Raw genomic sequence first — 19,568 nt, forward strand, 5'->3', positions numbered from 1 at the left:
AGGAACAGACTGTCTATTAAATTGGCTAGGATCACTTCCAATGCAGCCAATATCACGAGCAACACCAATACGTTGAATGCGCATGGCGCACAGTTGACCGATCATGAATCACGCATTGGTGCGAACGAAGCCAATATCACGAACAACACCGTAGATATTGCCACTAATACCGATAATATTCAGCAAAACAAACAATTAATTCATCAGAATAAGGATGCTATTGAAACCAATCAAAAAGATATTGCTACCAATAAAGAGACTATTGAAAAGGGTATTAATGTTGGTGATGGTAGTACAAGCACAAATTATGCCTTAGGTGACACGATTCATATTGTTGGTGCCGATGGCAACATTATTTCCACAACTACTCCAACGGGTATTGATTTGAAGCTAGGTGATACCTTAAATATTGCAGATAGTATTTATGTAGGTAATGGTGAGCAAAGATTGTTGATTAATGGTTCAACTCAGCAACTAACGGGTCTATCAAATATTGTATTTGATGAGAGTCAGATAACTGCCAACCGCGCTGCCACGGAGGGACAAGTGGCTGATGTGTATAACTTCGCGAAGAGTATTAATGTACAAGGAAGTGGCAATATTTTAGTGACGCAAAATGGTACCAAGTTTACAGTAGAGTTAGTTAAACTCCCTGCAGTAGAGGGTTTGCGTGTGATAGGTAATGATGGCTCTGCAACGACAGTCAGTTTGACAAAACAAGGTCTAGATGTAGGTGGTGTAAAAATGACCAATCTAGTTGCTGGTGATATATCTGCTAATAGTACAGATACAGTGACCGGCGCTCAGTTATATGAAGTTAAACAAGCCCAGGTCCAACTAGGACAAAGTTTAGGACGTGAAGTAAAACGTTTAGATAGTCGTATTTCTTCGGTCGAAAAAGAGTCTCGTGCAGGTGCAGCGGCAGCCATCGCAGTGGCAAGCATGCCTCAAGCTGTATTAGCAGGCGAAAGCATGGTGTCTGCTGGTAGCGGTTTATGGCGAGGACAAGCAGGTTATGCCCTAGGTTTTAGTCATGCCACGGATAATGGTAAATGGGTTCTCAAGGCTAATGTCTCAAGCTCAAGCGATAGTGGCTTTGGTGGTGGCTTAGGTGTAGGCTATCGCTGGTAGTCGCTTACTTTTTTTCGTAGTGTATAAGCCCTAGAAACTGGATGTTTTTAGGGCTTTGAACTGTTTAAAGTGTATGGTTTGGACAAGATCTGTCTGACGGTACAAAAGAAAAAGACCGTTTTTATCAAGATGGTCTCTATGTAATTGTTAAATAGTAATTGTCTTAAGCAGAGGTCTCTAAATCTGCTGCAGCTAAGTCAGTAGACGTTTGTTCAGCTTCAGGATTATGTTGAGGCGCTACATCGCTCTGTTGCACATAATGTGCACCACAATAAGGACAGGTCGCTTCACCTGTTTTGGTGACATCTAAGAATACGCGTGGATGCATGCTCCAACGTGGTGCTTTGGGACCAGGACAATAAACGGGTAAATCCTTGGCATTAACGTAAATCGCTTCAGCGTGATTCTGTGCAGGCATTAGTTTCTCCGGAAATTCGATGGCTTGGGTAAATAAGGCATCCTTGCCTTAGTATAAATTAAATGGTTGGATATAATTTTAATCTTCAACTGTCGGGGTGGACAAGACGCCCCTAGTAAATTACTATTTCTACCGTTGATTATATAAAAAAATTGACCCTACATATCAATATGCAGGACCATACTGGCAATAACAATCATAACCTCAATCTAGTAACAGCTACTTACTCATATAAGGTCTCAAGATGCAACAAAATAATCTTCAACATGCGTTTTTAGCGGATTTAGATAAGCGTCTATGGAGTGCGGCGGACGCACTTCAAACGAGTTTAGATGCGGCGAACTATAAGCATATCGTGTTAGGTTTAATTTTTATTAAATACGTCTCTGATGCCTTTGAGCAGCACCGCACAGCGTTGTACGAGGCTTTTGCTAATCCTGATAGTGAATACTACGTGATTGGGATGAGTGAGGAGGAGATTCTGGAAGAGTTGGAAGTGCGTGATTACTACACCGCTGAGAATATCTTCTGGGTGCCTAAAAATGCACGCTGGCGTTTTTTAGAGCAACAATCGGCGCTGGAGTTTCCTCAAACGATTATAGGATTGGATGGTAGAGAGAAAAGGATCACCTCACTTAATCGTCTAGTTGATAATGCTTTGGATGAAATTGAGGCGGAGAATAGCAAGCTGAAAGGGGTCTTAAATCGCATCTCAAGTTATCAGCTTCCTGATGGTAAGTTAGCGGGATTGATCACCGTTTTCTCAATTACCGATTTTGCGAATCCTATCTATAAGGGGGAGTGGGTCAATCTCTCGAGTCAAGATATTTTAGGTCATGTGTATGAGTACTTCTTAGGGCAGTTCGCACTCGCTGAGGGTAAAAATGGTGGGCAGTTCTATACCCCAAGCTCTATTGTTAACCTAATTGTGGAGATGCTTGAGCCCTTTGAGGGGCGTGTGTATGACCCCGCCATGGGTTCTGGGGGCTTTTTTGTCTCTAGTATTAAATTTATTGAGCGTCATGCAGGCAAGCAGGCTAATAAGCAAAAAGTACGCAAAGAAAATATCGCCATCTATGGGCAAGAGAGTAACCCTACTACATGGAAGCTTGCTGCGATGAACTTAGCGATTCGTGGACTTGATTTTAATATTGGCAAAAAGAATGCCGATACCTTCCTCGATAATCAGCATCCCGATCTCAAAGCGGATTACATCATGGCAAATCCCCCTTTTAATCTCAGGGAGTGGTGGAGTGCTGAGCTACAAGGGGATGTCCGCTGGAAATATGGTACACCGCCTGAGGGTAACGCTAACTTTGCGTGGATTCAGCATATGATTTACCATCTAGCGCCTAATGGTGTGATGGCACTTCTTTTAGCCAATGGCTCCATGAGCTCGATGACGAACGATGAAGATAAGATTCGAGAGGCGATTATCAAAGCGGATCTTGTGGAGTGTATGATTGCGCTACCTAGCAAACTCTTTACCAATACATCGATTTCTGCTTGTATCTGGGTTTTAAATCGTAATAAAACCGGGGATAGTTTGGAGAAGATTAAACGGCCCAATAATCGCAATCGCAGCGGTAAGGTGCTCTTTATTGATGCGCGCAATGTGGGTTATATGAAGAGTCGCGTACTGCGTGATTTTACGCCTGAGGACATTGCCAAGATTGTCGATACTTACCACAGTTGGCAACAGGGAGTAGGCTATGAAAATATTGCTGCATTCTGCTATGAGGCGGATCTTGAAGAAATCGCTAAAAATGATTATGTCCTAACGCCAGGTCGTTATGTGGGAGCTTCGGAAATAGAAGAAGATGCCGAAGCTTTTGACGAAAAAATGGCACGCCTAACTCAAACGCTTAAGGCACAGTTTGCGGAAAGTGTCGAGTTGGAAGAAGCTATTCGTGAGAAGTTGAAGGGGATAGGGTATGAGTTTTGATTTTTATACTCTTGATGAGGCTCTAGAGTTAATAATCGACCATCGTGGCAAAACGCCAAGGAAAATGGGCTTTGAGGATTTTCAATCTCAAGGAGTCCCAGTTTTATCAGCGAAGCATGTTAAAACAGATAAGCTTGTGAACATAGCGAAAATACGCTTTGCTGGTCGCGAAATGTATGAAAAGTGGATGAAGGAAGAGGTTGCGAAGGGAGATATTGTTTTAACTTCAGAAGCACCTCTAGGAGAAGTTTTTTATATAGATACTGATCAAAAGTATGTAGCTGGACAAAGGGTTTTTGTGTTGCGCACTAAGAAAGAGATTTTATCTCCTCTGTATTTAGTAGCGTGGTTAACTTCAGAAGAGGGGCAAAAAAAACTTCATCGGAGAGCCAGTGGTTCTACAGTATTAGGTATTAAGCAATCTGAATTAAGAAAAATAGAAGTCCCAGTTCCTAGTTTGTTAATACAAAATAAGATTGCTAATTTTAGGTATGACTTAACAAAAAAAATCGAAATCCATAATCAGATCAACGACACCCTAGAAGCAATGGCTGAGGCGATCTTTAAGAGTTGGTTTGTGGATTTTGACCCTGTCCATGCCAAAATCAAAGCGAAAGCAGAAGGCTTGGATTCAGATGGGATTAATCGTGCAGCGATGGCGGTGATTGCCTCTAAAAGTGATGACGAAATTGCCAAGATCAAAACCGAATCTCTTGAAAAGTATGAGCGATTAAAAAGCCTTGCAAGCCTCTTTCCTGATCAATTAGTAGAGTCCGAATTAGGTCTGATTCCAGAGGGGTGGGAGGTTTTAAGCTTTTCAGAGTGGATCCAGGTCACCAAAGGTAAAAGCATTACTAAAGCAAAAGTTAATCCAGGAAATGTGCCAGTGGTTGCTGGAGGACTAGAGCCCGCCTACTACCATAATGAAAGTAATGTAAAAGGTCCCGCAATTACTATTAGTGCATCAGGGGCTAATGCGGGTTATGTGAATCTTTATTATCAAGATATTTGGTCATCGGATAGTTCTTATATTGCACACAATGAAACAAAAGCTTTCTATGTTGCGTATGTATGTTTGAAATATAGGCAGAAAGAAATCTTTAGTATGCAGACTGGAGCAGCTCAACCACATATTTATCCTAAAGATTTTGAAAGACTAATGATTGTAAAACCTTCAGAAGCTTTACTAGATTCTTTGGAGGCTATATATCAAGGTTTTTTCAATCTCATTTCTGATAATAAAAAAGAAAGTATTACGCTAGCCGAAATCCGCGATACCCTACTTCCCAAGCTTCTATCAGGTGAGATTGAAGTAGCATGAGATAAGTTACTCCCTTTGGCTAGATAAAGAAGTAGTTACGAAGGAAAATTTGACCTAATAAAATGAAAAGCTTTGTAATCCCTAGGTTCCCGTTGTATGACACCGTGATGTTACCGACATTGACGTCGGTAACATCTGTCTCAAAAATAACTTATAGGACTTGAACAATTAAGTTGATAGGGTAAAGCAGAGGCAAATCTTATTTAAAATTAAAGAAATATAGCCATGAACCCTGCCTTTGCTATAAACTTGAATAATATTGCTGTGTGCGTTTTGAGAGTACTAATTAATTTGTTAGCAGTTAGATAAGATAAGCCCTCTTTAAAATAGAGATGATGATGGATGAAGCACATTTAGAAATTGCCGCCTTAGCGTGGTTTGAGGAGGTAGGTTGGGAGCTGGGCTTAAGCTCTGATATGAACCCATCAGGTGTAGAGCAGAGTTTCTACACCTCAGGCAGCAATGAATTAAGGGATAGGCCAGACCTAATTTATAGCCATGCTCAGCAGACTTCCGATGGAGAGGTGATCATAGAGACGCAACTAAGAGAGGCCTTTGAGTGCATTAATTCATGGATCCCTCAAGCTGAGCGAGAGGAGGCGTATCAAGATGTTCTAGCCATGGTGAAGCGGCACCAGCCCGATCTTTTGGCGAATAACCGCCAATTTCATCAATGGCTGATTGAAGGCTTCCCCATAACTATCCGTAACGCGGAGGGGGAGAAGCAGCAAGAGCGCGCCTTCATTATCGATTTTCAAACGCTGGATAATAACTGTTTTTTAGTAAGGAACCAAGTCACCATCGTGGGGCGCAAAACTCGCCGTCCCGATATTGTCGCCTATGTGAATGGCTTGCCAATGGTGGTATTAGAGCTTAAAAGCCCACTCCATAAAGACAGTTCGTACGAGGCAAATTTGGATGCGCTTAATCAGCTCAATACCTATAAGCATGAGCTACATGAGCTCTTTATCAGTAATGCGGTTTTAGTTGTAAGTGATGGCTTACAAGCTCGCTTTGGTTCACTTTCTGCAGGCTTTGACCGCTTTATGCCATGGCGTACCATCAAGAATGAGAAAGACCGTCCCTATCTTGAGTATGAGCTTGAAACTTTAATTAAAGGGCTCTTTGAACCAAAACGGTTCATGAACTACCTGCAGAACTTTATTCTTTTTACCGATAATCGACATCAGATCAGTAAAATCGTTGCAGGCTATCATCAGTATCACGCAGTTGAGAATGCGCTTGAGGCAACACGCTACGCCACTAGCCCTGAGAGTGGGGATGGAAAGATTGGTGTTATATGGCATACCCAAGGATCGGGTAAGTCCTACTCCATGGCCTTCTATGTGGGGAAAATCATTAAAACCCCTGAGCTACAAAACCCGACCATCGTTGTGGTAACTGATCGTAATGATCTGGATGATCAACTTTTTGCCACCTTCACCAGAGCAAAAGCGCTTTTTAATAATACTGAGCCAGTCCAAGCTAGCACACGTGCAGAGTTGCGCCAGCGATTAGCAGAGCGAGCGGCGGGCGGCATTATCTTTACCACGGTACAGAAATTCGCACCCGATGAGAAAGGGGGAGAGCATCCCGTACTCAATGAGCGCCGTAATATTATCGTGATATCTGATGAGGCGCACCGCACGCAATCTGGCCTCAATGCACGAATGAATGAAGAGGGACTCTACACCTATGGTTATGCCAAATACATGCGTGATGCCATTCCAAATGCTGCTTTTATCGGCTTTACAGGAACCCCTATTGAAGAGAGCGATCGCAGCACCCGTGCGGTATTTGGTGAGAATGTCTCGGTGTACGATATTCAAGATGCGGTAGAGGATGGCGCAACCGTTCCCATCTACTATGAAGCTCGATTAGCTCAGCTCAAAATGGATGATTCGCTGCTTGATGATTATTCAAATCAGCTTGAGGATATTCTAAAAGATGCAGATGTAGAGGAGCGCGAGAAGGTCAAACAGAAGTGGAGTCGATTAGAGCGCTTAGCCGGCGCGCCAGAGCGGCTTAAGATGCTTGCACAGGATATGATCGAGCACTTTGAAAAGCGCAGTCAAGAAAGTGAGATTGAGGGCAAGGCGATGGTCGTTGCCATGAGTCGTGCCATCTGCGTTGACCTATATCATGCGATTATCAAGATTCGCCCGGAATGGCATAGCGATAATCCCCAAGAGGGGGCGATTAAAGTCATCATGACAGGAAGTGCGAGCGACCCTGAGCATTACCAGCCACACCTTTACAGTAAAGAGGTTCGCTCCAACTTAGAGAATCGATTTAAAGATCCAAATGATCCTTTTAAGATGGTGATCGTGTGTGATATGTGGCTCACGGGCTTTGATGCGCCATCATGTCACACCATGTATATCGATAAGCCCATGCGTGGCCATAACTTAATGCAAGCCATTGCCAGAGTGAATCGAGTCTTTGAAGAAAAAGCAGGTGGTTTAGTGGTGGATTATATCGGTATCGCTTCCGAGCTTGAAGCTGCGCTTAAGACTTATACCAACTCCGATGGTAAGGGGGCTCCCACCATAAATGCGCACGACGCCTTTGCTGAGTTGCTTAGATATATCGAGATTATGCGCAATTTCTTTGCTAAAACAACCACTACCGAAGGCTTTGATTTAAGCGGTTTAGAGGGAGAGAGGGCAACGACACTCCTGATTCCTGCTGCAAACTATATCTTGGGTATCCCCGAAAATGAAGTGAATAAGAGTGGTAAACATCGCTTTTTAGACACACTTTTAGCCATTCGTAAAGCCTTTTCTCTATGCTCCACTTTAGAAGAGGCAAAGCCTTATGAGAAGGAAATCGCTTTTTATACCCAATTAGGTAGTTTTATCCGTAAAGCCACTAGTACGGGGGTGCAAGAACGCAAACGTTTAAGTGATGACCTTTTTGAGCGTGTGATTGCTAATGCCGTGCAATCTGCGGGAGTTATTGACCTTTACGAGTATGTGGGTCTTGAAAATCCTCGCATTGATATTTTAGATGAGCGATTCTTCAATAGCATCAGAAAGCAGAATGAGAAAAATCTCGCTTTAGAAATGCTCAAGAAGTTAATGCGTAATCAAATTCGCGCCAATCTTAAAACCAATGTGGTACAAGAGCTTGAGTTTAGTGCAAGATTACGCGATACGATGAACCGATATAATAACCGCACTATTGATTCGGTGGAGGCGATTGAAGAGCTCATAAAGATAGCCAAAGAGCTCACCAAAGCGGTACAGCGGGGCGAGGAGCTTGGGCTGCAATATGATGAGCTCGCCTTCTACCAGGCCTTAAGTAAGAGTCAGTCGGCAGTTGAGGTGATGAGCGATGAGCGCCTCAAAGAAATCGCTATAGACATCACCGAGCAACTTCGCAAAAATGTGACGGTGGATTGGCAAAAGCGCGAAAGTGTACGCGCTAAATTGAGACTTCTTGTACGTCAAATCCTACGCCAATATCACTATCCGATCGATAAATCTGAGAATGCAGAGAATGTGATCGAGCTTATTATGAAAAACACGGAGCTATTAGCTGATGAGTGGAGTGCAGAGAGAGGGTTTAAGAGCGCACCCTTAGCGATGTGGTGAAATCTAGCTACCGACCAAAGCTGTGTTCGTTCCTACATATTAATAAGCGCATCACGCAAGCAATAATAATGAAAACCTCGGGCCAGCAACAGCCACTCATGTATGCAGGGAATAGTGCTACAAACTAATCGCCATATCAGTTTTAATGGATTTAGATAAGTGTCTCTGGAGTGTGAATAATGGGAGCTTCCTCAGCCTAACTTAACCGATGAATCTGCTTTTTTCTTTATTAATCAGGGTAGCTAAGACGCCCTGTAGTAAAATGAGCTTTACAACATAGATTTTATAGAGAAGTAGGTATTACAAATCCATATGCAGCGTCATTTAAGTAATAACAATAATAATTCAAGCAGCTCCGATAGCAGTCCCGCTGCCGACAACGAGCAGTTATCATTTGAGGACTTCGGCTTACATCCCGACCTGTTAAAAGCCATTGCTCATAGTGGCTACACAAAGCCCACCCCAATTCAGGCACAATCGATTCCAGCCGTATTGGCTGGGCGTGATGTGATGGGGGCGGCGCAAACCGGTACGGGTAAGACAGCGGCATTTACCTTGCCGGTCTTGCATCGCATCATGCCTTTTGCGAGTCACAGTACCTCGCCTGCACGTCATCCCGTGCGTGCCTTGATTTTAACGCCGACCCGTGAATTGGCCGATCAGGTAGCAGAAAATGTCGAGCGCTATTGTAGTACCTCTGCATTACGTTCCACCGCCATTTATGGTGGGGTTGATATTCGTCCCCAACGGGATGAGTTGCGCCAAGGTTGCGAGTTATTAATCGCAACCCCCGGTCGTTTATTAGATCATTTAGAGCAAAAAAATGTCAATTTGAGCCAAGTGGGTGTCTTGGTGCTGGATGAGGCCGACCGTATGTTGGATATGGGTTTTATGCCCGATCTTGAGCGAATTGTGAGTTATTTGCCTAAACAACGTCAGAATCTGCTGTTTTCAGCTACCTTTAGTCCCGATATTCGTAAATTAGCTCGGAGTATTCTCAACCATCCCGTTGAAATTACCGTGGCAAATAACAATCAGACCGCAGATACCGTGACTCAAATCGTCTATCAAGTCAATGCGCAGGATAAGCGTTCAGCCCTGTTGTATTTGTTGATGACACATTATTCTGAGCAGGTGATTGTGTTTGCTAATACCAAGCTCGAAGTGAATCGATTAAGTCGCTTTTTGGTGCAAGAGGGGATATCGGCCGAGCCCATTCATGGGGATCGTTCGCAATTTGAACGGACTAAGACGCTAGAGGATTTCAAAGCGGCTAAGGTGCAGGTATTGGTGGCAACGGATGTGGCAGCACGTGGTTTGGATGTGGCCGGCTTGCCTTGTGTGATTAACTATGACTTGCCTTTTAATCCCGAGGATTATGTGCATCGTATCGGTAGAACGGGCCGAGCTGGTGCCAAAGGGACGGCCATTGCCTTTTATGATGAGGCCGAGGAATCAATGCTATTAGCTAATATCCAGGAGCTGGTTAAGCAGGATCTGCAACTGGCGCAATTAACCATTCCTGAAACCTTTATTGAGCGGGCAAAAGAGCAGCCACGTCGCTCCTATCAGCAGCAGGCGAAGCGTGAACCGATTGATGCCTTTTTCTATAAGCCGTATGAGCCGGATCTAAGTGATGCACCGGCAGCCACCGGCAAACCACAACGTTCACACGAACGGCAAGAGCCAATGTTGGCGGTTTTGCTCGGTGGTGGTAGAAAATCCAGTCGAGAATAAGCCGTATCAAGTCAGTCTTGGGGCGACTACTTATCGGTCGCGCCTGCGGCTAGTAGCTCGCTAATCGCTCTAGGTCCCTCATCACTTTTGATGACCTGACCCTCCTGCGTATTTAGTAACAACCGCTCCAGATGGGCAATATAAGGCAGCATGGTGCCAAAAAATCGATTGCTGCCCGCTTCTTGAATCAAAATGGTGGGAAAATTTTCTACATCCAAATCGTCCAGTAAGGACTCTTCATCCTCAATATCCACCCATAAAAACACCTGCTCGGGAAACTTCTGGCTCAGTTCCTTAAAGGCCTCTAAGTAGCCATCACAGGTGCGACACCAAGCGGCACAATAACAGACCACAATACGTTGATTGTTGGCTGCAAGCGCCGCTTGAATTTCATCAATGTGTTCAAAAGCTTTTATAAAAAAAGACATGGATAAACCCGTAGTGTAGAAGCGATTTGATAAACTTCTATTAATCTTTTGCATCAGCATTTATACCTGAATTCGCAAATGCCGTCTATTATTATGTGCAATTTACTAACACATGTTAAATCATAAGGGAGCCCCTATGCCTAAGTCCAGAAAGTTTGGCTTAATCATCGTCGGTGATGAGATTTTATCTGGTCGTCGTCAAGACAAGCATTTGAGTAAAGTGATTGAGTTGCTTAGTGCACGAGGTATGGACTTATCGTGGGCGCGCTTTATTGGCGATGACTTAGATGAGTTAGTGCGAATTTATCGAGAAACCTTTGCCAGTGGTGATATCGTTTTTTCTACCGGTGGTATCGGTGCCACCCCAGATGATAAAACCCGTGAGGCTGCGGCTAAGGCGCTCGGTGTGCCATTAGTGCTTCATCCAGAGGCTGAGGCCTTGATTATGGAGTATGTGATGAGTCGCGCCGCCATTGGTAAGATTGATCAGGATATGGGCGCCCCTGAAAACCAGCGCCGTTTAGCCATGGGGGTGTTTCCCGAGGGTGCTGAGATTGTACCTAATTTTTATAATCGTATTCCAGGCTTTTTTATTAAGGATCATACCTTTGTACCCGGTTTTCCTGAAATGGCTTGGGCGATGTTTGAGTGGGTGCTGGATAATAAGTACTTGGCATTGCAAAATAACCCCACCAAAATCTTGGCGGTGAATGTCTATCATATCCCCGAGTCACGAATTGCGCCTTCATTAGAGGAGATTGAGAGCCGTTGGCCTGATGTGACGACCTTTAGTTTGCCTAAAATGGCGCAAGGTGATACCCCTGGCTTTATAGATTTAGGGGTTAAGGGTAAAAACGAGAGCTCGCTTAAAGAAGCATATGACTTTTTGCGCGGTGAGGTGTTGCGCGTCGGCGGTCGTTTTAGTTTCTAGTGTCGGCGGACAGCGATGACAGAGGGTAGGTCTAAATATTCGATTCAGGTACTTGAGCGTGCGGCGCGGTTGATGGAGTTACTCGCTCAATCAACTGAGCCCTTGAGTCTTAAGGATTTGGTGGCGCAGAGCGACTTAAATATTTCTACCTGTCATCGAATTTTAAATGACTTAGTGCTTGCTCAGTTTGTCGAGCATTTGCCAGGCGGTCGCTATCAACTCGGTTTGCGTTTGTTGGAGTTAGGTCATTTGGTTAAAAACCGACTCAATATTCAGGAATTAGCCTATCCGCAAATGCAGGAATTGCATAGAAAAACGGGTGAGACCATTAATTTATCGATTCGACAGGGCGATGATATTGTGTATATCGAACGCTGTTGGAGCGGTCAATCAGGCATTCATGTGGTGCGACCCATTGGCGGACGAGCCCCCTTGCATTTAACTGCCGTAGGTAAGCTCTTTTTGGCGGATTTTGATGCGGTGGAATTACTGGATTATGTGCAACGTACCGGTATTCCGGCGAGTACCGCCAAAAGCGTCAATGAAGTGCAGCGATTAAAAAATGAATTAGCGGCGATTCATCAGCAGGGCTTTGCCATTGATAACGAGGAACTAGAAGAGGGGGTGCGTTGTTTGGCAGCAGCGATTCTTAATGAGCAGGGACGGGTCGTGGCTGGTTTATCCCTGTCTGCGCCGGCTGCACGTATCCAATATGCGTGGAGTCAGGACTTAAAACGTGCCGCCAAAGACATCTCTCGCGAGCTGGGTTGTTTTGTATAAGGTCTGCTAGCTAATTGATTTATATATTATTTCTTTTTGCCAATCTGTTTGTGCAATGCAACAAAACACTTGACAGAGAGTGTCTTCTTTGGAATAATAACAATTGTTGCGATGCAACATAGGATTCATAATATGCTGCATCAACGATGAAGTACTCCCATTTAAACTGTCTCGTACTAAAAAGGAATTTATTATGAATAACCAAGTTCAACAGCAATTATTACAGCGTCAAAAAGAAGCCATCGATACGTTTATCTCTGTTCAGGGTTCTTTATTCAGCGGTTTCGAAAAACTAGTTGATTTAAACCTAAAAGCTATTAAAAGCGCTATCGCTGACGCTGCTGACCAAACTCAACAAGTTGCTGAGTTAAAAGACCCTCAAGAAGCTGCTAGCTACGTTGCTGCTATCGCTCAGCCTAACGCTGAAAAAGCCGTTGCCTATACGCAAGACGTTTACGCTATCATGAACGAAGTAAGCAAAGAGCTTATCAAGCTTACTGAAGAGCAAGTAGCTGAATCTCAAAAGAAAATGGAAGAAGCTTTAGAGCAGTTTGCTAAAAATGCACCTACTGGTTCTGAAAGCGCTATCGCTCTATTGAAATCAAGCTTTGCTACTGCTAGCAACGCCTACGATTCTATCAACAAGGCTGCTAAACAAGCGGCTGAAGTTGCTCAAAATAACTTAGCTGCTGCTACAAGTGCTACTTTAAAAGCTACTGAAAATGCAACTAAAGCGGCTGCTGCAGCTAAACCAGCTACTAAAACAGCTGCTAAGTAATGACTTAGCTTTGTAGCTGCAGTCTTAGACGAGTTGCAGCCTACATCAAAGTAAACATACCGTCAGATCGATTGATTTGACGGTATTTTTTATGCGGTTGCAGATTAGCTTTGGAGCTTAAAGACCAGCAGCTTTGATCGCATGAACACAGTTTTTAACCAGCTGCGGGCCTTGGTAAATTAAGCCTGTATAAAGTTGTACAAGATCAGCACCCGCTTGCAGCTTTTCTACGGCTTGGCGTCCATGACTAATACCACCCACCCCGATAATTGCGACATCAGGTCCTAAATGACTACGCAAGGTTTTAATCACTTCTAGTGACATGGCATGTACCGGCGGACCTGATAAACCACCTTTTTCATCTGCATGTGGCAGGCCCTGCACCGCCTCTCGGGAAAGTGTGGTGTTGGTGGCAATCACACCGTCTAGTCGGTGATGACGCACAATATTGCAAATGGCAATGCATTGTTCTTGACTAATGTCTGGCGCGATTTTTAATAAAATAGGCACCTGCTTAGATTGGGCTTGGGCTAGTACTTCACGCTCATCCACTAAGGCTTTTAATAAGCGATCTAACTCATCCTCAGCTTGTAGTGAGCGCAGATTCTCAGTATTCGGTGAGGAGATATTGATAGTAATATAGTCAGCATGTGCGTAGACACCGCGTAGACCGATTAGGTAATCATCAACTGCATGCTCGATGGGCGTGGCTGCGTTTTTGCCGATATTTAAACCTAAAATACCCCCGTATTCACGGTATTGATGCGTTTGTACATTCGCTAAAAAGCTATCTAAACCTTGATTATTAAAGCCCATACGATTAATCAAACATTCTCTTTCGGGAATGCGAAAGAGGCGAGGCTTAGGGTTGCCGTCCTGTGGTTTAGGGGTGACCGTGCCCACTTCGATAAAGCCAAAACCTAAGGTGCCTAGGGCGTCGATAAACTCACCGTTCTTGTCCAAGCCAGCAGCTAAGCCAACGGGATTTAAAAAGGTCAGGCCCATGACTTTTTTAGGCGTTTGTGGCATATCAGCGCTTAGACATTTTTTTAACACCTCAATCTTTGAGAGGTTATTTAACATCGTTAGGGTTTTATGATGCGCCGTTTCTGCATCCATGCGAAATAATAGCGGTCGTATCAGGGGATAAAAGTTGATTGTTGAAAGCATAACAAGACGCCCTAAAAATAATAATTAATCACGATTATAAGGAATCCACGTCCCGTCTCGGAAAATCTCAACGGGCTGATAGTCCATTTTATAGTTGAGCTTTTGACAACCCTCGACCCAATAGCCTAGATAAAGCCAGGGTTTGGCTGCCACTTTACATAAATCCAATTGGCATAAAATACCATAATGCCCCAAACTCGTTTTATCCTCGGGATCGTAAAAGGTATAAACGGCAGATAGCCCGTCATCACTCATATCAATTAGGGAAACCATTTTTAATTGATGGTTGGCATCACGATACTCTAGCAAGGCACTATCCACATAGCTTTGCAGAATAAACTCCTTATAATCCGTACGCATGCTGAGCTCGCTTTGCACCTCACCATGTCGATGTTGTTGGTACTTCTGATACAGTTGAAAATGCGCCTCTTCCCAGCGCAGCGGTAATCGACGGCAATGCAGGTGACGGTTTTTATTGATAATCCGCTTAAAGCGTTTGGATAAGGTGAATCGATTAACATCAATCCTTAGCGACTGACAAGCACGACATTGAGCGCATTGAGGGCGATACACAAAAACACCGCTACGTCTAAAGCCTTGGCGTAGCAAAGGACCGTAATAAGAGGCATTGACCTGATTTGCAGGCACGATAACTTGTGAGCTAGCTTGCTGGTCCGCCAAATAGCTGCACTTAACGGGAGAGGAGAGGTGGAGATTAAAGGACTGCATCATTGTCCTCACCCGCTGATACGGCGCGAATATACTGTCCGTCCAATGAAATGCGTCCGCTTGGCCAATGCACGGGTGCGGCGGCATAGGCTAATTGTTGTAAATAAAATTCGTAATCCGCTCGTGGGATTAAGGTAGCACCGAAGCTACGTAAATACTCAGAGTCCTGTTGACAATCAATCAGTCGAATACCTTGTTGTGCCAAAAAAGGTACTGCATGGCTAAAGGCAATGCGTGAGGCTTGGGAAAGCTTACTAAACATCGATTCGCCGCAAAAAATTTGCCCTAAACTCACCCCATAAAGACCGCCAATCAGCTCACCATCCTGCCACGTTTCGAAGCTATGCGCCATGCCGTGACGATGTAATTCGCTGTAGGCCTCGATAATTTCATCAGAAATCCAACCACCATCAAAATCCTGTTGCCTTGGAATGGCGGCACATGCCTGTATCACCTCTTCAAAACATTGGTTGACCGTCACTTGAATAGCAGCGTAAGCATGCTGTTCCTCACGGCGAATGGCTCTGAGCTGCTTTTTAAAATTCTTTGACAGATGTAGCTCATGAGGTCTTAACACCAGGCGTTCTGTAGGCGCCCACCAGAGTGTGAGCTCCTCCCCGATTGGACTGCAAGGATAGTAGCCCTGATGATAGGCGCGCCACACCAACCGGGCGCTCACTGTTTGACTAACGGCAATTAGACCCTCGGGATCACTTAAGGCAAAGTGGCTCGGGGGCAAATCGCTGTATTCATCAATCAAATAAAGTGGTGCCATCATGCTTATTCGATAACGTAATTAAAAGGCCCAAAATCACCGCTTTCCAAGGCCTGTACATAATGCTCTAAGGTGGTACGAATGCTTCTAAAAGCTAGCTCATCCCAAGGAATATCCTGGATATCAAAGTAGGCGGCCTCCAAGCTTTCAATACCGGGGTCTAGCTGATCGTTATGGGCTTGAGCTAAATAATACAAATGCAATTGATTGGCGCCAGGCACATCAATGATGGTAAATAAATCACCAATCTCAACCTGAGCGCCGGCTTCTTCGAGGGTTTCACGTTTGGCCCCATGGGCAGTGGTTTCAGAAAGCTCCATAAAACCCGCCGGGAAGGTCCATGTGCCATAGCGCGGCTCAATGGCGCGCTTGCAAAGGAGGACTTTGTTGTTATAAATCGGTAGTGCACCAACCACGATCAAGGGATTGCGATAATGCACCGCACCGCATGCTAAACACGCGTCACGTAGCTCATTATCCCCCGGTGGAATAATGCGACTAAGCTCCGCACCACATTGGTTACAAAAGCGCTGCGAAACCGGGTTGGGGAAAAAGAAGGAAGCATCGTGTTTGTGTTGTGTCATGACTCGTTCGATCAATAGGAAAGGGCGTTGTTAATAACAATGATCTTATTATACGGTGATGGCTAGATAAGTACAGGCTTTAGGAAGTGAGCGGTAAATGGCTTATGGCTATGGAGGTAGCTGTGTTTTAAACTGGAAGAGGCTCGAGGCGTTGAGAGCGTGCCGAGCACTGGGAATAGTGAGTCGAGCACTGGGAATAGTGGGCCGAGCACTGGGAATAAGGGCGAAGATTTTGAGGGTGGCAATGTGCATAGTCTTCAAATAAAGTATGGGAGGAATTGCTCCACGCGGCTTTGTACTTGCCCTAATTGACAGACGCGGTTCAATGTTTTACCTTACACAGAGATTATTTTTAGCAATGAGGAAGCTCCTATGAAGTTTAAACGTTCACTACTCGCCTTGGCGGCCGGCTTGGCTTGTTATGCTAGCAGCGCATTGTCTGCCCAAGTGGTTAATCTTTCTTATAACGGTGCACCCGATGCGGAGAAAAATGCGGTGCACGCCTTTGCTGCTGATTTACAGGCACTGGTCAAGGAAAAAACCGGTGGTGCCATTGAGTTGAAGCTTTATCCTAACTCCATGCTAGGTGAGGAAGAGGCGCGTATGGAGCAAACCATGACGACGCCGAGTCTTAATATTGCCTCCTTTGCTGGTGTCTCACCCTTAGTGCCAGAGGTGTATGTTAGCGCCACCCCGTTTATGTTTAAGGACTTTGCTACAGCACGTCAATTCTTTGATGAAGGCAAGTATTGGTCCATGGTATCCGAGGCTTTGGAGCAGCGTTCAGGTCTAAAAATGTTGGCGGTCGTTGAAGAGGGTGGTTTTTTAGCCTTTACCAATAGCAAAAAAGCCATTGCCTCACCGGATGATTTTAAAGGCTTACGTTTCCGTGCCATGGATCCGAGCCAAGTGGCGCTGTATGAGGCCTTTGGTGCGTCCGGTACGCCTATTCCTTGGACGGAAGTATATATGGCTTTAAAAACCGGTGTGGCAGACGGGCAGATGAATCCACCGATGTACATTCTATTAGGTAGCTTGCACGAGGTTCAAAAGTACTTGACCCTGGCCAATATTCAATATTCCGATCAGTTTTTAGTCGGCAATGCAAAAATGATTGAGGCCTGGGATGAGAAAACGCGTAGCGCCTTTATGGAAGCCGTGGCAGAGGCGAATAAAAATGCCCGCCAGCTCAATGAGGCTAAGGTTGAGGAGCGGATTGAAACCCTTGCAAATCATGGCATGGAAGTGATTCGTCCAAACGCTGAGCAGCTAGCGGCGTTCCGAGAAAAATCAGCACCAGCCTATGAGAAATTCTTAGCCGATCAAAAAATCTCGCAGGAGTTTTTGGACGCAGCTAAAAACGACTTAAAATAATCGCCTAGCTTTGCTTTTCATGATGGCCTTTTGATGAGTTCGAGAGGCCATCTTTGATCTACTAGTTTAAATTTAAATAAAATCGTGAGAAGATAGTATGCGCTCATCTCTATGTGAAGGCGTTGCACGCTTAAGCATCGGCGTGGCCACCTTGATGGTGATAATTAATGTCAGTGTGGTCTTATACGGCATCGCCATGCGTTACGTATTTGGCGGAGCACCGATCTGGACCGATGAACTAGCGCGCTATGCCATGATTGCGACCGCCATGTTAGGGATGGCGGGTGTCTGGTTGCGTGGCGAGCATATGCGGATTTCCTTGGCTGAACGATTCCTACCACCTGCAAAAGCACGTTGGGTGGTGCGCTATCAATGGTTTTTGGGTGTCGTGATTGCCTTAGTCGGTGCTTGGCTTTGCTGGCGCTACGCCCAGTCAGTGTCCATGTTCCGTTCGCCAACCTTGGGTGTGAGTCGCACCCTACTGATGCTATCGATGCCGATTGGTTTTGCCTTACTTGCCCTTGGCTTGTTGTTGCGGGGGGCTAAGCCTATGCCACAACAAATAGGAGAGGTCTAATGCTAATCACCATGTTTTTGGTCTTTGTTGTGCATGCATTATTAGGCGTTCCGCTATTTGTGTCACTCTTAGTGACCTCCTTGGTGGGCTTTTGTTTTGTGGATCTGGAGATGGTCGCCAGAGTGATGCCACAACAATTTTTTAATGGCATTAACAGTTTTTCTTTGATGGCCATTCCATTTTTTATCTTGGCAGGTAATTTACTCAATGCCAGTGGCATGACCACACGCATCATGGACGTGGCGCGCTGTTTAGTAGGCCATTGGCGTGGTGGTATGGGGCATGTGAATGTCGTAGGTAGTGTATTTTTTGCCGGGGTTAATGGCTCTGCAGTTGCGGATACTTCAGCCTTGGGTTCGATTTTAGTGCCGGCCATGCGTAAGGACGGTTATTCCACCGCCTTTGCTGCCGGTCTGACAGCTGGCTCCTCACTGATCGGTCCGATTATACCGCCCTCGATTTTTATGATTCTGTATAGTGCACTCACCAATACCTCAGTGGGTTCGCTTTTTTTGGCAGGTGTCGTGCCTGGCTTACTACTCGGCGTGGCTTATATGATTTTAAATGCCATGTATGCCTATAAGCATCATTTACCTGCTTCTGAAAAGTGGGCAGGCTGGTCGGTGTTGCTACGCAGTCTATTGTTTGCCTTACCTGCTTTGGTTGCGCCATTTATTATTGTTGCCGGTATCGTCTTTGGTAAGGTCACGCCCACGGAATCGGGTGCCTTAACAGCCGCCTATGTTGCTGTTTATGGACTATTGAGTCGCTCCTTAACACTGCCAAAATTGCTGAGTGCGGTTATTGAGACGGCGCGTTTAAGCTCGGCCATTTTCCTTATTATTGCGGCTTCAGCCACCGTGAGTTGGTTGCTTTCTTATGTACAAGCACCGGCACAATTTGGTGAGTTGATTGCGCCTTTTATCCATAGTCCAACAACCGTTTTACTATTGATTAGTTTGATCACCTTTGTGACCGGGATGTTTATGGAAGAAGTATCGGCGCTGACATTGTTGACGCCGGTGTTATGGCCTGTTGCCATACAGGCAGGGGTGGATCCAGTGCATTTGGGCTTGGTGATAACTTTTAATATTACGATTGCCCTGATTACGCCGCCCATGGGTGCTTGTGTTTATGTGGCAGCCGCAGTGAGTAAGCTAGATATTCTGGATTTATTTAAAACGATCTGGCCCTTTGTGTTGGTTGCTGTGTTGGTGTTGTTACTGGTGATCTTCTTTCCGGTGTTGGTGTTGTGGCTACCACAAATGCTTGCCTAGGGCGAAGGATTGAAGCC

Annotated in this window: 17 protein-coding genes; 11 read left to right on the forward strand and 6 right to left on the reverse strand. The window is 45.0% G+C overall.

The genetic code is table 11. The features are described from left to right. On the forward strand, positions 1 to 1,131 hold a 1,131-nt coding region (locus tag HMPREF3144_RS10030), incomplete at its 5' end, for a YadA C-terminal domain-containing protein (RefSeq protein ID WP_210394311.1). A 163-nt stretch (positions 1,132 to 1,294) separates the two neighbouring features. On the opposite strand, the gene HMPREF3144_RS10035 is transcribed toward HMPREF3144_RS10030, so the two are convergent. Continuing rightward, the gene (locus HMPREF3144_RS10035) at positions 1,295 to 1,549 is read right to left on the reverse strand and encodes a zinc-finger domain-containing protein (protein WP_070477742.1); all 255 of its coding nucleotides are present in this window, start codon (positions 1,547 to 1,549) and stop codon (positions 1,295 to 1,297) included. Between the two features lie 244 nt (positions 1,550 to 1,793). On the opposite strand from HMPREF3144_RS10035, the gene HMPREF3144_RS10040 reads away from it, so the two are divergent. The 4 genes from HMPREF3144_RS10040 to HMPREF3144_RS10055 all read left to right on the forward strand — a co-directional run bounded on the left by HMPREF3144_RS10040 (position 1,794) and on the right by HMPREF3144_RS10055 (position 10,148). Further along, positions 1,794 to 3,494: a class I SAM-dependent DNA methyltransferase gene (locus tag HMPREF3144_RS10040; RefSeq protein ID WP_070477744.1), complete on the forward strand. Its 1,701-nt coding sequence runs from the start codon at positions 1,794 to 1,796 to the stop codon at positions 3,492 to 3,494. Then, the gene (locus tag HMPREF3144_RS10045; RefSeq protein WP_083290441.1) at positions 3,484 to 4,815 is read left to right on the forward strand and encodes a restriction endonuclease subunit S; all 1,332 of its coding nucleotides are present in this window, start codon (positions 3,484 to 3,486) and stop codon (positions 4,813 to 4,815) included. Before HMPREF3144_RS10040 ends, HMPREF3144_RS10045 begins: the two co-directional genes overlap by 11 nt. Positions 4,816 to 5,153: 338 nt before the next feature. Next, on the forward strand, positions 5,154 to 8,411 hold the full coding sequence (locus HMPREF3144_RS10050; RefSeq protein WP_070477770.1) for a type I restriction endonuclease subunit R: 3,258 nt from the start codon (positions 5,154 to 5,156) through the stop codon (positions 8,409 to 8,411). Positions 8,412 to 8,723: 312 nt separating this feature from the next. Then, positions 8,724 to 10,148 carry a DEAD/DEAH box helicase gene (locus tag HMPREF3144_RS10055; protein WP_018026486.1) on the forward strand — a complete coding sequence of 475 codons (1,425 nt, stop codon included), beginning with the start codon at positions 8,724 to 8,726 and terminating at the stop codon, positions 10,146 to 10,148. Positions 10,149 to 10,174: 26 nt separating this feature from the next. On the opposite strand, the gene HMPREF3144_RS10060 is transcribed toward HMPREF3144_RS10055, so the two are convergent. Further along, a complete protein-coding gene (locus HMPREF3144_RS10060; protein WP_225792204.1) occupies positions 10,175 to 10,630 on the reverse strand; it encodes a thioredoxin family protein in 456 nt (151 codons plus the stop codon). A gap of 82 nt (positions 10,631 to 10,712) precedes the next feature. Between HMPREF3144_RS10060 and HMPREF3144_RS10065 the strand changes: the two genes are divergently transcribed. The 3 genes from HMPREF3144_RS10065 (at position 10,713) to HMPREF3144_RS10075 (ending at position 13,065) form a co-directional block, all read left to right on the forward strand. Beyond that, a complete protein-coding gene (locus HMPREF3144_RS10065) occupies positions 10,713 to 11,507 on the forward strand; it encodes a competence/damage-inducible protein A (protein WP_070477746.1) in 795 nt (264 codons plus the stop codon). Positions 11,508 to 11,522: 15 nt separating this feature from the next. After that, complete coding sequence (locus HMPREF3144_RS10070; RefSeq protein ID WP_036560923.1) at positions 11,523 to 12,287, forward strand: IclR family transcriptional regulator; 765 nt, start codon at positions 11,523 to 11,525, stop codon at positions 12,285 to 12,287. A 193-nt stretch (positions 12,288 to 12,480) separates the two neighbouring features. Next, a complete protein-coding gene (locus HMPREF3144_RS10075; RefSeq protein ID WP_018026482.1) occupies positions 12,481 to 13,065 on the forward strand; it encodes a phasin family protein in 585 nt (194 codons plus the stop codon). Positions 13,066 to 13,182: 117 nt separating this feature from the next. On the opposite strand, the gene HMPREF3144_RS10080 is transcribed toward HMPREF3144_RS10075, so the two are convergent. From HMPREF3144_RS10080 to HMPREF3144_RS10095, 4 genes are read right to left on the reverse strand one after another with little or no spacing between them, the layout of a single operon-like run. After that, positions 13,183 to 14,235, reverse strand: a complete 1,053-nt coding sequence (locus HMPREF3144_RS10080) for a quinone-dependent dihydroorotate dehydrogenase (protein ID WP_070470980.1) — start codon at positions 14,233 to 14,235, stop codon at positions 13,183 to 13,185. A 24-nt stretch (positions 14,236 to 14,259) separates the two neighbouring features. Next, on the reverse strand, positions 14,260 to 14,967 hold the full coding sequence (locus HMPREF3144_RS10085) for an arginyltransferase (RefSeq protein ID WP_026156835.1): 708 nt from the start codon (positions 14,965 to 14,967) through the stop codon (positions 14,260 to 14,262). Next, positions 14,951 to 15,742 carry a leucyl/phenylalanyl-tRNA--protein transferase gene (gene aat / locus HMPREF3144_RS10090; RefSeq protein ID WP_246823948.1) on the reverse strand — a complete coding sequence of 264 codons (792 nt, stop codon included), beginning with the start codon at positions 15,740 to 15,742 and terminating at the stop codon, positions 14,951 to 14,953. The genes HMPREF3144_RS10085 and aat overlap by 17 nt, the downstream gene beginning before the upstream one ends. A gap of 2 nt (positions 15,743 to 15,744) precedes the next feature. Next, positions 15,745 to 16,323 carry an NUDIX hydrolase gene (locus HMPREF3144_RS10095; RefSeq protein ID WP_070477748.1) on the reverse strand — a complete coding sequence of 193 codons (579 nt, stop codon included), beginning with the start codon at positions 16,321 to 16,323 and terminating at the stop codon, positions 15,745 to 15,747. A gap of 372 nt (positions 16,324 to 16,695) precedes the next feature. Here HMPREF3144_RS10095 and dctP point away from each other — a divergent pair, with 372 nt between their 5' ends. The 3 genes from dctP to HMPREF3144_RS10110 all read left to right on the forward strand — a co-directional run bounded on the left by dctP (position 16,696) and on the right by HMPREF3144_RS10110 (position 19,551). Next, positions 16,696 to 17,697 (forward strand): TRAP transporter substrate-binding protein DctP, encoded by a 1,002-nt coding sequence (gene dctP, locus HMPREF3144_RS10100; RefSeq protein ID WP_036560758.1) that lies wholly within the window; start codon positions 16,696 to 16,698, stop codon positions 17,695 to 17,697. 97 nt (positions 17,698 to 17,794) lie between these two features. Next, positions 17,795 to 18,274: a TRAP transporter small permease gene (locus HMPREF3144_RS10105; protein ID WP_036560761.1), complete on the forward strand. Its 480-nt coding sequence runs from the start codon at positions 17,795 to 17,797 to the stop codon at positions 18,272 to 18,274. Continuing rightward, on the forward strand, positions 18,274 to 19,551 hold the full coding sequence (locus HMPREF3144_RS10110; protein WP_036560764.1) for a TRAP transporter large permease: 1,278 nt from the start codon (positions 18,274 to 18,276) through the stop codon (positions 19,549 to 19,551). Before HMPREF3144_RS10105 ends, HMPREF3144_RS10110 begins: the two co-directional genes overlap by 1 nt. Positions 19,552 to 19,568 lie beyond the last annotated feature (17 nt).

It is taken from the genome of Oligella sp. HMSC05A10 (genome assembly GCF_001808335.1).
Lineage (GTDB): Bacteria > Pseudomonadota > Gammaproteobacteria > Burkholderiales > Burkholderiaceae_B > Oligella > Oligella urethralis.

Coding starts and splice junctions, on each gene's coding strand:
- HMPREF3144_RS10110 (WP_036560764.1), top strand. CDS start 18,274: ATGCTAATCACCATGTTTTTGGTCTTTGTTGTGCATGCATTATTAGGC.
- HMPREF3144_RS10060 (WP_225792204.1), bottom strand. CDS start 10,630: ATGCAAAAGATTAATAGAAGTTTATCAAATCGCTTCTACACTACGGGT.
- HMPREF3144_RS10075 (WP_018026482.1), top strand. CDS start 12,481: ATGAATAACCAAGTTCAACAGCAATTATTACAGCGTCAAAAAGAAGCC.
- HMPREF3144_RS10050 (WP_070477770.1), top strand. CDS start 5,154: ATGGATGAAGCACATTTAGAAATTGCCGCCTTAGCGTGGTTTGAGGAG.
- HMPREF3144_RS10035 (WP_070477742.1), bottom strand. CDS start 1,549: ATGCCTGCACAGAATCACGCTGAAGCGATTTACGTTAATGCCAAGGAT.
- HMPREF3144_RS10040 (WP_070477744.1), top strand. CDS start 1,794: ATGCAACAAAATAATCTTCAACATGCGTTTTTAGCGGATTTAGATAAG.
- HMPREF3144_RS10095 (WP_070477748.1), bottom strand. CDS start 16,323: ATGACACAACACAAACACGATGCTTCCTTCTTTTTCCCCAACCCGGTT.
- aat (WP_246823948.1), bottom strand. CDS start 15,742: ATGATGGCACCACTTTATTTGATTGATGAATACAGCGATTTGCCCCCG.
- HMPREF3144_RS10070 (WP_036560923.1), top strand. CDS start 11,523: ATGACAGAGGGTAGGTCTAAATATTCGATTCAGGTACTTGAGCGTGCG.
- HMPREF3144_RS10045 (WP_083290441.1), top strand. CDS start 3,484: ATGAGTTTTGATTTTTATACTCTTGATGAGGCTCTAGAGTTAATAATC.
- HMPREF3144_RS10065 (WP_070477746.1), top strand. CDS start 10,713: ATGCCTAAGTCCAGAAAGTTTGGCTTAATCATCGTCGGTGATGAGATT.
- HMPREF3144_RS10105 (WP_036560761.1), top strand. CDS start 17,795: ATGCGCTCATCTCTATGTGAAGGCGTTGCACGCTTAAGCATCGGCGTG.
- HMPREF3144_RS10055 (WP_018026486.1), top strand. CDS start 8,724: ATGCAGCGTCATTTAAGTAATAACAATAATAATTCAAGCAGCTCCGAT.
- HMPREF3144_RS10080 (WP_070470980.1), bottom strand. CDS start 14,235: ATGCTTTCAACAATCAACTTTTATCCCCTGATACGACCGCTATTATTT.
- HMPREF3144_RS10085 (WP_026156835.1), bottom strand. CDS start 14,967: ATGATGCAGTCCTTTAATCTCCACCTCTCCTCTCCCGTTAAGTGCAGC.
- dctP (WP_036560758.1), top strand. CDS start 16,696: ATGAAGTTTAAACGTTCACTACTCGCCTTGGCGGCCGGCTTGGCTTGT.